The organism is Chryseobacterium sp. SC28 (assembly GCF_003932955.1).
Taxonomy (GTDB): Bacteria; Bacteroidota; Bacteroidia; order Flavobacteriales; family Weeksellaceae; genus Epilithonimonas.
Window position 1 is genome coordinate 44,649 of sequence record NZ_QOVY01000015.1, and the last position, 18,720, is coordinate 63,368.

Here is an 18,720-nt window from a genome sequence, read left to right on the forward strand (position 1 = left end):
CAAAAATCTGTCAAACTTAGCTTTTTTATAATTTTCCGAGACCCAATAATTTTGTGCAGCAAAAAACTTAAATTTTTGGTAACATTCAATTCAAAAATAGTTTACCTCCTTTTTTTGTAAGATTTCTGGAATAGTTCGTTTTGCTTATTTTTTACTAAGAAAGTTACCATTAAATTATTGTATTGATTTTCTTCGCAGAAGAAAAGCAGATATTTTTAAATTTTAAAATCTCATAGAAAGTCCACCACCAGCACCAAAACGATTGTCGTAATTTATCATTAATGAAAAATTTCGGGATAAAAAATATTCTATGCCCGCATTCCAAACCACCTCTTTTTCATAATTATCGCCGTTTTCTAACTGGTCTACCCAGCCAAAATCCGCTTGATATTGGTACATTCCAAAAATTGAGGTTCTGGGAAAAATCATGAGTTGGCGGCTCAAACTTATTTGTGGCCGCAGTTTATTGTCTATGCGGACATCAAGATTGAACAGATATGGTGTCAAATATCGAATGCCGGCAACAGCGGTCGTTGTAATATCATCCAATTCATCTTCCTGTTTATTTTCCAATTGAACGCCTGCGAAAATTCTGAAATAATCATATAAATAATATTCATAAGTGGCTTCGGCTTCCATGTTTTTATTCCATCCATATTCCCCCAAAATATTGAATTGATTGCGGATGTTGGACACTACCAGATTATATGCGGCCATATTGGATGCAACATCGAGTAAGGACCAAGCGTAATACATGTTCGCTTCCTTTTTTAAAACGGTACTGGGATATTGCGACATTCGCGGATCTCTGGGTGTGTCATAGCTCACGACTCTTGCCATGCCGCTCATCATATGATAGAGGGTGTGGCAGTGGAAAAACCAGTCGCCATATTCGTCGCCGCCATTTCTGTAAAATTCGATGGTTACTTTGGTCATTGGCGGCACGTTGACTGTATGTTTCAGAGGCGAGTAGTCGTTATTTTTGTTGAGAACCCTAAAAAAATGGCCGTGCAGGTGCATCGGATGGTGCATCATTGTGAGGTTGTTGAAGGTCATCCTCGTGATGGTGTCGGCGCTTATTTTTATCTTGTCCGCTTCGTTCAATGGCACGCCGTTCATACTCCAAACATACCGGTTCATATTCCCGGTCAGGTTTAGTAAAATATTTTTAACCGGGATATCTTTTGGGTAAGACGTTTTTTCGGTCGATTTCAGATAGTCGTAATTATATTCCGAGTACATATTCATTCCGTCCGTCGGCATTTCTTTTTTCCCGACTTTATGTTCCATTTTCATTTCGTTCATCGCAGGAATGGTGTCTTTTTTTACCGCGATGTGATCTGTCTGCGAATGGTTCATCTGCATTTTATGGGTCTTATGCTCGGTGTCGCTGTCCGTCATATTCATCTTGTCCTCGTCGATTTGACCCGAATCTTTTGCCATTTTCGTATGATCCATCTTCATCCCGTACTTTTCTTCCATTTTGTAACGTTCATCTTTTTTGGGTCGGTATTTCAATGCAGGTGCGCCCATCTTCATGTCCATCTTTACCATTTCCTGCATCATTTCAATTTTGTCGGGTCGTGGCAAAACCATCGCCGGCAGCACTTTTCCTTTTCCGAAATAGGCGGTAGTGGTTCCCGAACCGTCCTGCGCCATTGCCCTGAATTCGATCTTGCCGCTCTCCGGAATGGTGATGATGAAGTCATAGGTCTCGGCAATACCGATAAAGGTTTTGTTTTGAGAAATCGGAACCACGTTTTGCCCGTCTGCAGAGACCAACAGCGGTGTTTCGCCCCCAAATGTCATCCAAAATGAAGTGGAGGCCGAGCCGTCGATGATTCGCAAACGAATTTTTTCGCCGGGCTCTAAGTGAGGATATTCAACTGATTTTTCGCCATTGATTAGAAAAGCCGGATAATAGACATCCGCTATATCGGCTTCTTCCATCCGCTGTTTCCAAAAATTGAGTTGCGCAGCAAAGGCACCCCGACCGATCACCTTGTTCAGCGGTACGGACGTTCCTTTTTTTATGTTGTACCATTCATTGCCGCGTTTTAGATTTCGCATGATGTTTTCTGGTTTTTCGTCCGTCCAGTCAGACAGCATCAAAACCAAATCCTTATCATATTGCAGCCTTTTCTCTTTGGGCTGGATTGCGATGGCACCGAAAACGCCGCTCTGCTCCTGAAGCATCGTATGCGAGTGGTACCAATACGTACCCGATTGGCGGATGGGGAACTCGTACTTAAAAGTGGTTCCGGGCTTTATGGGCGGGGTGGTCAAATAAGGAACGCCGTCGTAGTAATTGGGAATGAGGATGCCGTGCCAATGGATAGACGTTTCCTCATCCATTTCGTTTTTAATATAGATGATGGCATACTCGCCTTCCTTAAACTCAAGGGTCGGTCCGGGAATCGTTCCATTGATCGTCATCCCCATCACTTTTTTGCCGGCTTTTGAACCAGTTCTTTTTTTATGGTCAAGGTATATTCGTGAATCGGTAAATTATTCACATTTCCTCCTGCCGATTGGCCAAAAAGTGATGGGCTTCCTATCAATAGAAGTAGTAAAATATTAAGGACATTCTTCATTCTAAAATATCTAAAATAGGTTTAAGCAAAAGATGTGCTAAAAATCAGATACAAGTATTTAAAATAAGACATACCTATGCACCTTCACCTATTTTAGCAAGTAATTAAAACTTTATCTTTTAAGTCGAAGAATTGTAATTACTAATCTTAATTCCGCGAGGTTTAGTCTCTGAAAAACGGATTGATTCCGGCAGAATCAAAAGTGTACGCGGTGGAATTTTCAGATCGATCCAATTTTTTGTTAATAGTCAAAGCCCATAAAATCAATTCTTTGCAGAAATTCTGATCCGCTTTGTCGAGTTCCGAAACATTGTCTTCCACAATTTTCACCAGCGGATTGATGCTGTCCAACTTAGCATAAAATTCTTCGTCGGTATCATTATAATTCAGCTCCAGATGATTTTTGTGAAACCATTGGATGAGATCGGAATAGGCGTTTTTAATCCCTTCTTTTTCCAGCTTGGATATTCGGGGAAATAGGCTTTCAAATTGCGTCATCACCGCTTTGTCAATTAGTATTTTTGCAACATAATCGGCGCCTTCTTGTTCGCCCTCATATACCAGCTCGATTTTTCCCGTGATCGAGGGGATGATAGACATGAAATCTAGCAAGCGAACGCTCGTCTGCGCCGCACCTGTTTCTATCAAACGCAGTTTTGCAGCTGCCATCAGGTTCTCCATCGCACTGATGGTAAGCCGCGCACTCACGCCGCTTTTGGCATCCACATATTCGCTCTCGCGTGCCGCAAAGGCCACTTCCTCCAAGAGATTTTTTGCTAAATCGGGAATTTGGATTTGCGATTTGTCATCATCTGATATTGCAGCTTCTTGTTCGGTAATTTGTCTTGCAAGTTCAATCGTTTTGGGATAATGGGTAAAGATTTGCGAACCTATTCTGTCTTTCAACGGCGTCACGATGCTTCCCCGATTGGTATAATCTTCCGGATTGGCCGTGAAAATAAACTGAATATCCAGCGGCATTCTCAATTGGAAACCCCGAATCTGAATGTCGCCTTCCTGCAAAATATTAAAAAGAGAAACTTGGATTCTAGCTTGTAAATCTGGAAGTTCATTCAAGACAAAAATGCAACGGTTGGCTCTGGGGATCATTCCGTAATGCAAAACGCGCTCGTCTGAGTAAGGCAGCTTGAGAGTTGCCGCTTTTATAGGATCGATGTCGCCAATCAGATCGGCCACATTCACATCGGGCGTTGCCAGCTTTTCAAAAAAACGATCCGACCGATGCACCCAAGAAATAGGCGTTTCGTCGCCCAATTCTGCAAGCAAGTCCCTGGCGTATTTCGATATGGGCTGAAACGGACTATCATTGATTTCAGAACCTTTTACAACGGGCATATACTCGTCCAGAAGGTTAACCATACTTCTCGCAATGCGGGTTTTGGCCTGGCCGCGCAAGCCCAAAAGATTGATGTGATGCCCGGCCAAGATTGCTTTTTTAAGTTGCGGAATCACCGTGTCTTCGTAGCCCCACAGACCTTCAAAAACCGGTTCATTAGCTCTGATTTTTGATATTAAATTGGCTTGAAGTTCCTGACTGATTGTTTTATCGGCATATCCCGACTTTTTTAATTCTTTGAATGTAATATCGTTTTTCATATTTTTTAAATTCTCTTTATTCTATTTTTTTCGTAATCCTCAAAAATCATTTCGCCCAAGCCGGAAAGTCCGGTGAGGAAAGCTTTTCCTTTGTTCTGTGCAGTAAAATCTTCTACAAACCTCCGAAGGTAAGGGTCTTGGGCAATCATAAAAGTGGTGATGGGAATTTTCAGTTTTCGGGCTTGCGCCGCTTTGTTGAGGCATTGGCCAACGATCTTTTCGTCCAGACCGATGCTGTTCATATAAAATTCGCCATTCGGTAGCTTGATGCAACTGGGTTTCCCATCGGTTATCATAAAGATTTGCTTGTTGGTATTTCTTTTTCTGCGAAGAATGTCCATTGCCAATTCCAGTCCTGCAACCGTATTGGTGTGGTATGGACCCACTTGCAAATACGGGAGATCTTTGATTTGAATTGGCCAAGCTTCGTTACCGAAAACGATGATGTCTATGGTATCTTTCGGATATTTTCTCTTGATAAGTTCTACCAAAGCCATCGCCACTTTTTTGGCGGGCGTGATTCTGTCTTCGCCGTACAAAATCATCGAGTGGCTGATGTCGATCATCAGTACGGTGCTCATCTGCGCTTTGTGCTTGGTTTCTTCTACGATGAGGTCGTCTTCCGTGATTTTCAGTTCAGAAATTCCGTTGTTGATTTGCGCGTTTTTCATGCTTTCGGTCATATTGACGGCCGAGAGGTCGTCCCCATATTGGAAATTTCGGTTTTCGCCTTCGCGCTCGTCACCAAGGCCGGTTTTGTGGGTTCGGTGGTTTCCGATGCCGCTTTTCTTCAGTTTTCCGAATATTTGATCCAGCGCATATTCTCGCAAAGCGGCTTCCAGCTTGGCCGTGAGGATGTTTTTTCCCTTGCCGGTTCCTTGGTCTCCATCTTCGGAATCCTCTTCTTTCTTGATGTAGCCCCGCTTTCTCAGGTCTTCTTCGAAGTCTGCCAATGTATAATCGTCGGTGAAGATGTCGTATTCTTTATCCAGAATATCGAGCCATTCAAAGGCCTCTTCGATATCGCCGGAAGTATGCGTAAGCAAGTCTTTAAAGACGTCGAAAACCCGATCGAAATTCGATATTTCTTCGGGTGTATGCTTGCTGAAGATAAACCCTTGTTTGTAATTGGTTAGAATATTTTTCATTTGAATGTTTTACATTTTTTTAAAAACACAATTTACGGATTTTAAGCGATTGACGAAATAGAAAATACAGATAGCAATAATATAAAGTCGTAAATGAAAAGGACAGATTTCTATCTTGGAACTAAAAAATAATATCTTTGGCTCAGCAAAACTCTCACCAACTTAGTAAAATCGAAAAATTTTTGGGATAGAGTTTCCCCATAATTTTATCTTCAACTAAGATACATTCAATTTTAGTATAGTATTTGCTTTTGGTTTCCAACAAAAAAATCCGCCATTGAAAATTAAACTAAACAGAGGAAAGATTATTAGACGATTGATCAGAACCATCGTTGCCGTTTTTGTTTTGCTGCTCTTACTGATTTTGAGTTTACAGTTGCCGTTCGTCCAAAATTTTGTCAAAGACCGATTGATTGTCTATCTGGAGGGGAAAATCAAAACCAAAGTGAGCCTCGATCGGGTTTACATCGGCTTTCCAAACAGTTTAGTAATGGAAAATCTTTATTTGCAGGGTCAAAAAGTTGATACACTTTTAGCGGTCAAGAAATTCGATGTTGGGCTGCACATTTTGCAACTTCTCAATTCAAAAGCAGAACTGACTTCGATCGATTTGGAAGGCGTGCGTGCCAACGTGGTGCGAGATCCGAAAGGTCAATTCAATTTCGATTATATTATCAATGCTTTCGCAACGTCGGAAAAGGAGGAAAGTCCGTCTAAGCCTTTTATCATTTCGCTCGACAAGATTAAGTTGAAAGATATCGGCGTGACTTTTAACGACCAACAAGCCAAAAATGATCTCCAGATTTATTTCAAATTTTTTGATACAAGAGTGAAAACTTTTGACCTTCAGAATAATAAATATGCGGTGAAAGACATCACGCTGGATGGTTTGAAATTGAAACTGAAGCAGGATTTGGTGCAAGAAGTTTCCAAAAATGTGGAGCAAAAAGTAGATTCTCTCAATCAGAAAAAGCCGATGCAGCTGAGCCTGAGCGGCATCAAATTGACTAATTTTAACATCGATTATGGCGACGATAATACCAAAACCTTTGCAAAAATTCTCTTCAAAGAATTGAGCACCAAAGTCAACACGCTGGATCTTCAAAATAATTTTTATGATGTGGAAAACGTCCTATTGACAGGGGCAAACATCAATGCTAATCTCTATCTACCTGCAGCCAACGCGAATCCAAAAAACGAAAATAAACCGGAAGTTGAGAAAAATTCGATTCAGGAAAAAGCGATGAAAGTGCTGCTTGGAAAACTGAAATTGGATGATGTGAAAATCGCTTTCAACAACACCGCCGTTGCACCAACGAAGACGGGTATGGATTTTAACCATCTCAATTTTGCAAAATTAAATGTGGATGTTCGCGATTTCAAGATGGAAAACAATGGGTTTGCCGGTAGCGTAAAATCTGCAGAAATCCGGGAAAAAAGTGGATTGGATGTTCAGAAATTCAATACAGATTTTGTTTATTCCGATCGAGAAGCTTACCTCAAAGATTTGTATCTTCAAACTTCGAAGTCGATTTTGCGGGACGAAGTGATACTCAATTATAATTCGGTGGAGCAATTGTCTTCCAATCTTGGAGCGGTGCACATTTCTGCTAATATCAAGGAGTCAAAAATCGGTTTTGCCGATATTTTGAACTTGGTGCCAACGCTCAGAAATACAGCACCTTTCGATAAATATCCAAACGCTACGCTTGACATCAATGCCAATCTTAAAGGTTTGGTGAATGATCTTTTGATCAACGAACTGAAAATTTCCGGGCTCGATCAATTGCGCGTGAATGCTTCCGGAAGAATCAAAAATGCGATGAATCCTGACCAGTTGTACTACGATTTGAAAATCGGAGAATTGGCTTCATCCGGAAAAACGGCTTTTAATTTGATACCGAAAGGCACCATTCCGCCAAATATTTCCTTACCATCGCATTTCAGCATCAAGGGTTTTGCTAAAGGAACTACGAAAGTCGTCAATACCAATTTGACGCTCTATTCTACGCTCGGAAATGCAGCAATCAACGCAAAATTAGATATGCGGCGCAAGAATCGCGAGTTGTACGATGTGAAAGCCAACTTGCAGAATCTTCAGGTTGGGAAATTTATTCAGAATAAAGACATCGGCGGCGTTACGGCTCAAATTTCTGCAAAAGGCGAAAGTTTTGATTTCAAAAGGGCTAATGCCAATCTTGTAGGCACCGTTCGGTCCGCGACTTACAACGGTTATCGTTATCAAAATATGAATCTCGTGGGCAAGATCAACCGCGGTGCATACCATATTATCCTGACCTCCAAAGATCCGAATGCGAACTTAAAATTGACAGCCTCCGGCATCTATAGCGATAAGAATCCAACAATAAAAATGAACGGAGATATCACCAAATTGGATCTATATAAACTGCGATTTTACAGCTCGCCGATGATATTGGCTGGTTTGATTGACGGCGATTTCAAAAACCTGAACCCGGATGATCTCAACGGATATCTGACGCTGAAAAACTTCGCCATTTCTGATACCAAAGAAGTGTATCCGGTTCAAGAAATGAATCTGGTGGCGGTTTCAACAGCAGATTCTACGCAGATCAAGTTTAATTCGCAAATTGCCGATCTGGAGCTGAAAGGGAAATATAAGTTAACTCAAATTTTTGGTTCATTGTCGCAGACTGTGAATCAGTATTACCAATTCCAAAAGCCAGGGAAAGCGGCTAAGATAGACGCGGGACAATACTTCACACTGAATGCAAAAATTATAAATGATGATTTGATAAGGAAATTCGTTCCCGATTTGAAGAGCTTTGAAACCATCGACATTACAGGAAATTACAACGCCGATTCTCAAAAAATAGAACTCGAAGCCCAGATTCCTCAAATTGTGTATGGCACCAATTCTTTGGAAAGGACGGCTCTTAAAATCACCAATGGAAATCGAGCTTTGCAGTACAATCTGGATGTCGCCGCTTTGAAAAGCGAGAGTTTCTCTCTCACTAAAGTGAATATCAATGGCGATGTCGCGGAGAATATCATTACTTATAATATATCAACAAAAGACGAAAAAGATAACACGCAATTCTTGATTTCTGGCAATGCAAAATCCTTGAACGGCATTACGGAAATTTCTCTAAATCCAAACGGCCTGAAATTAAATTATGCGGACTGGGCAGTTGCCGAGGGAAATAAAATTCAACTTGGCAGCCGGGGAATTTTCGCGGATAATTTTCGGCTGACGAACGGTGGGAGCGAGATTTTGGTACAGTCGGAAAACAGTTCACCGAACAGTCCGCTGAATATTTCTTTGAAGGATTTTAAAATCGAGACCATTACGGAGATCATCAAAAAAGACTCCTTACTTGCAAAAGGAACGATCAACGGAACTGCTCAACTGCGGGATCTAAGCAAAAAAATGACCTTCACATCGGATATAAATATTGCCGATTTATTTGTGTACGGAAGTCCGGTCGGCAATTTGTCTGTGAAGGCCAAGAATACTTCTGCAGATTTGATTAATGCCGATATTGCGCTTTCCGGGAATGAAAATGATGTGAAAATTACCGGCAACTACAATACGGCTGCAAGCAGTTTTGATTTGGATCTTGCTATGAACCGGCTTCAGATGAAAACCCTGCAAGGCTTAACAATGAATGCCATAACCAAGGCGGAAGGCTATCTTTCGAGTAACTTGCAGATTGCCGGAACGGCATCTGAACCCAAAATTCTTGGCGATGTGATGATGAATAATGTGGGAATGATGATTGTCCAGACCGGAAGCGATTTTCGGAAAATCAATGATAAAATTTCATTTACCAATCGCGGAATTGAGTTCGATAATTTCAAAATCAATGACAAAGACGGAAATTCTCTTAAAATAGACGGGCAGGTTTTGACGCAGAATTACCGCGATTTTGATTTCAATCTCGATGTCAATGCCAAAGATTTCAAAGTTGTGAACTCTGAAAAATCAGACGATGCTTTGATGTATGGTATGCTGTCCATCGATGCAGCTTTGCAAGTCCGAGGAAACTTAGATTTACCGAAGGTGGACGGCAGTTTAGCAGTCGCCGACGATACAGATTTTACATTTGTCTTGCCACAGTCCAGCCCGTCTTTGCAGGAAAGAGATGGCATTGTAGAGTTTATAGATCAAGATCAGTTGGCATTAAACAAAACCATTGTCGCAGATTCTCTGAGCGCCCAAAATAAAATCAAAGGAATGGACGTGAGCGTGAATATCGAAGTGAGCAAAGAAGCCAAAATGTCGATCCTTATTGATAAAGCCAACGGCGATTTGGTAAAATTACAAGGGGAAGCCGAGCTTACGGGCGGCGTAGATCCATCGGGTAAAACCACTCTGGTGGGCGTTTATGAAGTGGAGCAAGGAAGTTATGAAATGAGCGTCAGTCTGCTGAAACGCCGGTTCGAGATCCAAAAAGGCAGTACCATCACTTGGACTGGCGAGCCTACTGCCGCTATTTTGGATCTCACCGCTGTTTACAAAACGCAGGCGGCACCCTTGGATCTGGTGGAACAGCAGATCAGCGGAGAAAGTGTAGCCGCGCTTAATCAATACAAACAGAGAATGGACTTCAATACCTTGCTTCAGATGAAAGGCGAATTGCTGAAACCGGTTATTACGTTTGACATCACGACAGAAGAAAAAGATAATTCTGTTTCCTCCGACGTGAAAGATATTGTGGATCAAAAACTTACACAATTGCGAACCGATGAAAACGAAATGAATAAGCAGGTCTTTGCTTTGCTGCTGCTCAATCGTTTTATTGGAGATAATCCTTTTGAAAATAGTGCCGGACTCTCCACCGAGACGATGGCGAGACAAAGCGTGAGCAGAATTTTGTCTCAGCAATTAAACAATATGGCATCGGATCTCATCAAAGGGGTTGACCTTAATTTTGATTTGGAGTCCACCGAAGATTATTCCACAGGAACACAAAACACGAGAACGGATCTAAACGTGGGTCTGAGCAAAAGATTGCTCAACGACCGGCTAAAAGTTTCTGTGGGAAGCAATTTTGGCTTAGAAGGAGATGCGAGACCCAATGAAAATACGACCAACATCGCCGGCGATGTTTCGGTAGATTACAGCCTTTCAAAAGATGGCAGATATATGCTGAGAGCGTATCGTAAAAATGAATACCAGGTGGCTTTGCAAGGCCAGATCGTAGAAACCGGCGTGGGCTTCATTATCACTTTGGACTATAATAAATTTCGAGAAATCTTCCAAAGTGCAAAAAGAGAGAAAAGAAAACAGCAAAGAGAAAAAAATAATAACCAAGTCGTAGATTTTAAATAATGAAGAGCCGAATTCCAATCCATTTCATACTTCTTATCGCTTTATCATCTTTTGCGATGATCTCATCTTGCAGCAATACCAAATTCCTAAAAGAAGGACAAATGCTGTACACAGGCGCGGAAGTGAAAATCGAAAACGACAGCCTTCCAAAAAAACAGAAAAAAGCATTGCAGGCGGAACTGGAGGAAAATCTGACGCCGAAACCAAACTCGACATTTTTCGGTCTAAGACCCAAATTGTACGCCTACAACAGCACCAAAGAACCCAAGAAAGACAAGGGATTGAGGTATTGGTTGAAGTATAAATTTGGAGAAAAACCAGTTCTTTTGGGAGATGTTGATAGAGAATTCAATAAAGATATTCTAATCAATTATTCCGAAAACAAGGGCTATTTCAATGCACAGGCCACTTACGATACGGTATCGAAGAACAAAAAGGCACAAGTGATTTATAATGTCAAGCCAGGAAACCAGTATCTTATTAGCCAAGTCAAATTCCAGGAAGATTCGACTTTGGTCAATAAAGAAATTCAGAATTTGAAAGACAAGTCATTGCTGAAAGTGGGAAATCCGTTTGATTTGGCCGTCATCAAAGCAGAAAGAGAAAGAATTGATAACGGATTGAAGGAGAAAGGCTTTTATTATTTCCATCCCGACAATATCATTGTGCAGGCAGACAGTACGGTGGCGAAGACTCATAAAGTGGAACTCAATGTCAAACTAAAAGAGCAGACGCCCGAGTTGGCCACGCAACAATTTTCCATCGACAAAGTGGTGGTCTTCCCGAATTACAACATTCGCGATGTGAAAAGAGGGAAGTATAAAATCCCGATGGATAAGGATTCTCTGTCTAAATATGCTTATCAGGATATTTATGTAATCGATCCCCAACAAAAATTCAAACCCAAAATTTTTGACCGCGCTTTGTACTTTAAAAAAGGCGATATCTACAACCGCAAAGATCATAATCTCACCTTGAACAGACTGATCAGTTTGGGGGTTTTCAAATTTGTAAAAAACGAGTTCGTAGTGACCGATTCTCTGAATCATCAATTTGATGCCTACTACCTCTTGACACCCAGACAATTCCAATCCCTTCGGTTGGAAACTTTGGGAAGAACGAATTCTGCAAATTATGGTGGCGGCGAAGTGAATCTGAACTATACGCATCGCAACTTTTTCCGAGGTGCAGAGCAGTTCAAAGCCTCAATCTATGGCGCTTTCGACGTGCAAATGGGCGGGCCGAAAGATGCCAACAACATCGTGCGCGTAGGTGCCAATACAGAACTTTCTATCCCCAGAATCGTGGCGCCTTTCCGTTTTAATTCTTCCAGCGCGTTTGTTCCCAGAACCAATATGAAATTGGGCTACGAGTACCAAAGCCGTACGCAGTTGTACACGCTTAGCAACTTCAATGCTTCTTTTGGATACGTTTGGAAGGAGAATGTGCGGAAGGAACACGATCTGAAATTATTGGATCTCACAATGGTGGCACCGCAAACCGTGACCGAAAAATATCAGGAACAGATTGACGGCAATCCCGAGTTGGGAATTCCGGCCAATCCTACCCTTGGGAGGGTTGTGGAAAAGCAGTTGATTTTCGGACCTACTTATGCCTATACTTTTACCAACACGATTTCGCCAAAGACCAATACCATCTACTACCGCGGAATGATAGATCTCGCCGGGAATATTACGGGACTTCTAAGTGGTGGCAATGCGAAAAAAGGCGATCAAAAAGAACTTTTCGGCGTTCCGTTTAGCCAATACGCAAAGATGGAACACGATTTCAGATTCTATCACAAATTCAATGAAAAAACAAGTCTTGCAACGCGAATCATCGCCGGGGTGGCCTATCCCTATGGAAATTCGGAGTATGTACCATATTCCAAGCAATTTTTTGTGGGTGGCAGCAACAGCATCCGGGCTTTCAGAGCAAGAACATTGGGACCGGGAAGTTATGATCCCACTTCGCAAAATGCAACATTCTATTTTGATCAATCGGGAGATATCAAGTTGGAAATGAATGCGGAATACAGAGCCAACCTTTATAAATTCCTGAATGTGGCAGCCTTCGTAGATGCCGGGAATATTTGGTTAATAAATGACGATATCGACGAAAATGGCGTTGTCACAAGACCCGGCGGAAAATTCTCAAAAGATTTCTTGAGCGAACTGGCGGTGGGCGCCGGCGTTGGTTTGAGACTCGACTTTTCAATCCTGATTCTCAGGCTGGATCTTGCTATGCCACTGCGGATTCCTTATTACGAAAAAGGCGACAGATGGGTCTTCGACAGGATTAATTTTGGCGATAGCGCTTGGAGAAAAGATAATCTGATTCTCAACATCGCGATCGGATATCCTTTTTAAAAATATGAGCTAAAAGCGATGTCATAAGGGCAGCATAAACCAAAACGTGCTTCCTTCTCCGATTTTGCTCTCCGCCCCGATTTTTCCGTTGTGTTTTTTGATGATCTCGGCGCAGATGTACAGTCCCAATCCGAGGCCTGAATAGGATTTGCCCGAGTGGTCTGCCCGGAAGTATCTTTCAAAAAGGTTGGGAAGAATGGCGGCATCAATCCCTTCACCGAAATCTCGCACAGAGACTTTCACCTCATTTTTTAGAGATTCTATATTGATGTGGATTTCGGTGGAATCGGAGGCGTATTTTACCGCATTATTGACCAAATTGATGACCACCTGTTCGATGCGGTTTTCATCTGCAAAGACTTCCAGATTTTGATCGCCGTGAATTAGAATTTTATATTTTCCCTCCATTCTGATGTGATTGCAACTGTTGGAAAGCATCTGGAACAAGTTGAATTTTGTTTTCTCCAGCTTTAGCTGATCTTCGTTCATTCTTCTCATATTGAGTAGTTCATCTATCAAATTGACCATAGTGTCTACGCTTTTTGCAGACTGCTCTATGAGTTTGCGGTGTGTTTCCGAGAATGGTTTTTCCTTCAGCCGATCTAGCAGTTGTATCGACGCTTTCAAGATAGTAAGCGGTGTTTTCAGCTCGTGGCTTGCGATGCTGAGGAAGTCATCTTTGCGCTGATCGAATAATTTTTTTTCCGTAATGTCGGCGGTCATCCCCACCATCCGGTCTGCCACGCCGTTGGAGTTATATCGGGGTCGCCCGTGTGCCTGGATCCAATGGAGTGAGCCGTCGCGCCATTTTATCGGGTATTCTGCCTTGTAAATAGTGTTGGTTCTGACGGCTTCGCGCACGAGCGCCCGTATGCGTGTCCGGTGCTCGGGCAACATTGCAGAAAACAAATCGTCGTATGTAAACTCTTCTTCCGGCGAGAATCCGAAATTTCTTTTGAACTGGTCGCTGCTCTCCATTTTGCCGGTTGCAAACTCGACTTCTGTAGATCCTAAGCTGCTCGCGTCCAGAGCAATTTGCAGACGGGTATTGATTTCATTGAGCGTTTCCCGGGAGTTGACCTCGTCGGTCACGTCGGTGGCAACTACGAGAATAGCCGTGCTTTTACCTTTTGCATCGCTGATGGGTTTATAAACGAAATTGAGGTATCGGTCTGACAATTCTCCGTTGAACAACAGGGTGGCTTTATATTCTTTTCCATAATAAGCTTTACCAGATTTATAAACATCTGCCAAAATATTCAGGAACGGCTGTTCTTTGATTTCGGGAAGAGCAGCGTCAAGAGGCATCCCAATCACAGATTTGTCTTTGCCCCAAATTTTCAATATGGCATCATTAACTATATCTACCACAAAATTTTTGCCTTTCAGGGAAGCCATGGCCACAGGCGAATGTTCTACAAGCGTTCTAAAACGGTTTTCGCTCTCTAATAAAGTTTTGTTGAGCAGTTCGAGCTGATTTTTAAATTTAATAAGATCTCTGTTGGCATTTTCCAGCTTTGTATTGATAGATAAAAGCTCCTCATTTGTTATTTGATATTCTTCATTCAATTCGCCAAGATCTCTTGTCAATTTCTCTTCCGCCGCAGCTTTTTCTATGACCATCTTTCTCGCTTCCATTCTCTCGGATACTTCGAACGCCGTATGAAGAATGTAAGCAGTTTTCCCGTTTTCATCCAAAATCGCTTTGTACTGAAAATCAAAATAAAAATTTTGAAGCACACCGTCTATCTCCAGAATTGCAGGATAATCTTTTGCAAAGTAGGTTTCTCCGGAATGCCAAACTTCCTTTAAGATACGCAGAAAAGGCTGTCCCGACAACTCCGGAAGGGCCTCATGAAAATCTTTGCCGACTACTGCTCTGTCTTTCCCCCATAATTTCAGCATGGCTTCGTTGGCGCTGATGATTTTTATTTCCTCGCCACTGTACACAGCAGTAGCGTTCGGCGACTGAAAAAGTACGCTGAGTAATTGCTCGGGCCGTATATAATGCGAGTTCATAAGACATCAAAATATTATACAAATATAATTATTATCCAACAAATGTTTGGGATTTCCCCTTTACAAGGTTCGATTTTTAAAATTATTTGGTGACGTGTTAAGTAGTATTGGATCGATTCTGAGTTCCTCAAATTTCCGATAATTGAATAAATCCGGCTGAAATTGATGCTTTGTAAATCATTCATCATCTGTAAACTGCGAAACCAATGCTTTTCAAATTTTGGCAAAGAAATTGTTGATGTTTTTTTATATAAAGTAAACCCCATAAAAACTACTGCTATGGCTATTTCTTACTACGATTTTAAAAATCTACCCAATCATTCTCAGTGTGATATTGTTTTAAATCACGGTCAGCTAATGAACGAAACAATGAAGGATGGGCTGAAGTTTGTTCTCTATCAGATCTCGTCCTTTTTTGTAGAACTTGTTTACAGTCATAATAATCGGATTGCAGCTATGAATGTTTTCCAGAACAATTCAGTCTTAGTTAATTAAAAAACCTTACTTACATTTAGCATATAAAGTATAAAACTTCGGAAAAGGCAGTCTGAATGTTTATTAAAACTGATAACAAAGCCCAAGAAAACTCTCGGGCTTTGTAGTTTTTAAGTGCGAACTTTTTTATTGCAATGTGAATTTCACCTTCGTTTGGATATTGTCCGATGCGTTGCCAATCAGCGCTTCGAAATCTCCGGGCTCGGCCACCCAAGAATGTTTGTCGGCATCGAAGAAGCTCAGTGCGGTTTTATCGATCGTGATGCTCACCTCTTTCTCCTCACCGGGATTAAGGAAAACTTTTTCAAATCCTTTTAGTTCCTTCGAAGGTCGCGGAACAGAAGATTTCAAATCCGCGATATAAAGCTGGGCGACTTCTGCGCCTGCTTTTCGCCCCGTATTCTTCACCGTAAAAGTGAAGGTAATTTTATCATCCTGCGTCATCGTGGTTTTATCCGATTTGGCTTTTCCAAAAGCAAATGTGGTATAGCTAAGGCCGTGACCGAAGCTGAACTGCGGTTTGATCTTCTGCGTATCGTGCCAGCGGTATCCCACGAAGATTCCTTCGTTATAAGAAATATTAATCGGGTTTTCCTGGTTTTTTCCTTTTCCGGCCGCCAGCTCTTCTTTATTTCCCGGATACTCTCCAAGGCGGTGCGCTGCATTATCTTCCAACTTGACCGGGAATGTAAAAGGTAATTTTCCTGAAGGATTTGTATCCCCTGAAAGCACGGACGCCAGCGAATGCCCGGCTTCCGAACCCAGATACCAAGCTTGTACAATAGCCGGCACGTCTTTAACCCAAGGCATCGCGACCGCATTCCCGGAAACCAAAACCACTGCAAAATTCTTATTGGCTTTTGTCAAAGCTGCGATCAAATTGTCCTGATTATAAGGCAAGCCGTAGCTTTTTCTGTCGGCTCCTTCTGCATCTTGATGGTCAGATTTATTGAGCCCGCCCACGAAGATGACGAAATCCGATTTTTTTGCCAAATCTACCGCTTCGTTTAATAGAACATCGGCAGGGCGATCGTCTTTCAGATCCTGACCGGATTTTACGCCATTGTATTCACCCCGTGGATCGCCTACGTAACCTCTTGCAAATTTCACTTCTGCTTCTTTTGCAAATCTAGATTTGATGCCATCAAGCGGCAAGATTTCATATTTTGCTTTCAGGGAAGAAGAGCCGCCGCCAACGGTCATCATTTTGATGGCATTTTCGCCAATCACTGCTATGGTTTTGACTTTATTTAAGTCGATTGGGAGAATATTTTTATCATTTTTCAATAAGACAATTCCTTCTTCGCCCACTTGTTTTGCAACAGTCTTGTGCTCTTCCGAAGCGATGCTTCCGAAGGGTTTGTTCTTGTTCATCGTGGTTTTGTAAGCCAAATTCAGAAGCCTGCTCACTTTGTCGTCCAATTCTTTGGTGCCGACTTTTCCAGACTTGATCAAATTGAGATAAGGCTGAGCCAGATAATAGTTGTCGTAGGCATTTTTGGTTCCGGCAGAAAGCCCGTTGGTCCAGCTGCCGAACTCGAGATCCAAACCATTTTTGATGGCTTGCTCTGTATTATTTACCGCGCCCCAATCGGAGATCACGACGCCTTTGTAATTCCATTCGCCTTTAAGAATATCATTGAGCAAATATTGATTTTGGCTGGAGTACTGGTCTTTGTATTTATCATAGGCGCCCATTATAGTCCACGAATCGCCTTCGGTAACTGCTGCCTTAAAAGCAGGTAAATAGATTTCGTACATTGCTCTGTCGTCCACTTTGACATTACTAGTGTGTCTAAACATTTCCTGATTATTAAATGCAAAATGCTTCACAGAAGTGGCGACACCATTGGACTGAACGCCTTGAATATATGGCACTGCCATTTTGGAAGTCAGGTAAGGATCTTCTCCCATATATTCGAAGTTTCGGCCGTTTAGCGGCGTTCTGTAAATGTTGATGCCGGGTCCCAAAAGAATGTCTTTTTTGCGGTAGCGGGCTTCTTCTCCCAAAGCTTTTCCGTAATTCCAAGACATTTTTTTGTTCCAAGTCGCAGCAAGCGCAGTCAAAGCGGGGAAGGCCACTATGGAATCGTTGGTCCATCCGGCTTGATCCCACTCATCCCATTTTACTTCCGCTCTCACCCCGTGGGGACCGTCTGTTGTCCAAAATTCCGGAATCCCCAGTCTTGGCACCCCCGCGGAACTGAACTTCGACTGTGCGTGGAGCATTGCCACTTTTTCTTCCAGCGTCATCCGTGAAAGCGCATCTTGAACTCTTTGCTCCACAGGTTTGGTCTCGTCCAAATAGGTGGGAGTCGTAATGTTTTGGGCTATCGAAGCCGTATAGGTGAGCGTGATCAGACTTAGAAAGACAAATTTCTTCAACATAAAACTATTTTTAATCGGTATTTACAAATGTAATAAAACTTTATTATCTCACTATGAGAAAATAGAAATTTTATTTCAAACTTTTGTCATATTTTTTTAAAAATAGTTAAAGCAAAAGTTTGATAAGTTTCAGATTCATTATTTCAGGAAAAAGCAAGAAACGGTATTAAATTATTTTGATGGTATCGGGCTCGTTTACATCCAGTCGGTCGAGCAATGTCTGAATATTTTCCAAATCTTTCAAAACTTTGTTATATGATGCTCTGGCATAGTCTGAAAATGAGGAAGTTATTTTGCGGTCATCAATTTTTGTCGAAATATTGGTTGCCGGTTTTTGTGCTATTTCATCTTCGTAATTTTCCAAACATTCGTCGATGATTTTTCTTTTTTTCTTGCAACTGGTTTTTTTTCTCAATTTCTGTAGAGAACTTATCAGATAAGGGCTGTCATTATAAGGATCAACGTAATCTGCCTTTTCCGCCTCTTCATTATAGATTGGATAAATTGTATGACTACTTGTTTTCGAAAAATTTTTATTAAAAATCATGATTGATTAAGTGGTTAAGTTTTAAATGCATATTAAGAATTGTCTAATTTTTCCACATCAATTTGCAGACCAAGCTTTTTTGAAGTCGTGTGCGAATAAAAAAATAATACTATCCTAACCTGTTGTGCATTTAGGAATTAAATAAAAAAGAGATTGTTCAATTGGATAGAAATCCGTATATTTAATTGATTATCAAATAATTAAATAAATGAACAATCTTACTCAAAAC

Annotated in this window: 7 protein-coding genes and 1 pseudogene; 2 read left to right on the top strand and 6 right to left on the bottom strand. The window is 41.6% G+C overall.

Annotation, left to right across the window (positions count from 1 at the left end; genetic code table 11):
- Positions 1 to 222 precede the first annotated feature (222 nt).
- The 3 genes and pseudogenes from DTW91_RS09455 to DTW91_RS09465 all read right to left on the bottom strand — a co-directional run bounded on the left by DTW91_RS09455 (position 223) and on the right by DTW91_RS09465 (position 5,359).
- Positions 223 to 2,594: pseudogene (locus DTW91_RS09455) on the bottom strand (multicopper oxidase domain-containing protein).
- Positions 2,595 to 2,756: 162 nt separating this feature from the next.
- Positions 2,757 to 4,211 (bottom strand): sigma 54-interacting transcriptional regulator, encoded by a 1,455-nt coding sequence (locus DTW91_RS09460; RefSeq protein ID WP_125203138.1) that lies wholly within the window; start codon positions 4,209 to 4,211, stop codon positions 2,757 to 2,759.
- 5 nt (positions 4,212 to 4,216) lie between these two features.
- A complete protein-coding gene (locus DTW91_RS09465) occupies positions 4,217 to 5,359 on the bottom strand; it encodes a vWA domain-containing protein (RefSeq protein ID WP_125203139.1) in 1,143 nt (380 codons plus the stop codon).
- A gap of 277 nt (positions 5,360 to 5,636) precedes the next feature.
- On the opposite strand from DTW91_RS09465, the gene DTW91_RS09470 reads away from it, so the two are divergent.
- Positions 5,637 to 10,673, top strand: coding sequence for a translocation/assembly module TamB domain-containing protein (locus DTW91_RS09470; protein WP_125203140.1), 5,037 nt, complete (start codon positions 5,637 to 5,639; stop codon positions 10,671 to 10,673).
- Positions 10,673 to 13,042, top strand: a complete 2,370-nt coding sequence (locus DTW91_RS09475; protein WP_125203141.1) for a BamA/TamA family outer membrane protein — start codon at positions 10,673 to 10,675, stop codon at positions 13,040 to 13,042. Before DTW91_RS09470 ends, DTW91_RS09475 begins: the two co-directional genes overlap by 1 nt.
- 21 nt (positions 13,043 to 13,063) lie before the next feature.
- Here the strand turns inward: DTW91_RS09475 and DTW91_RS09480 are convergent, their stop codons facing one another.
- The 3 genes from DTW91_RS09480 to DTW91_RS09490 all read right to left on the bottom strand — a co-directional run bounded on the left by DTW91_RS09480 (position 13,064) and on the right by DTW91_RS09490 (position 18,491).
- Entirely contained in the window at positions 13,064 to 15,061 is a 1,998-nt protein-coding gene (locus tag DTW91_RS09480) for an ATP-binding protein (protein ID WP_125203142.1), read from the bottom strand.
- Positions 15,062 to 15,682: 621 nt separating this feature from the next.
- The gene (locus DTW91_RS09485; RefSeq protein ID WP_125203143.1) at positions 15,683 to 17,944 is read right to left on the bottom strand and encodes a glycoside hydrolase family 3 C-terminal domain-containing protein; all 2,262 of its coding nucleotides are present in this window, start codon (positions 17,942 to 17,944) and stop codon (positions 15,683 to 15,685) included.
- 166 nt (positions 17,945 to 18,110) lie between these two features.
- Positions 18,111 to 18,491, bottom strand: a complete 381-nt coding sequence (locus DTW91_RS09490; RefSeq protein ID WP_125203144.1) for a hypothetical protein — start codon at positions 18,489 to 18,491, stop codon at positions 18,111 to 18,113.
- Positions 18,492 to 18,720: the final 229 nt, after the last annotated feature.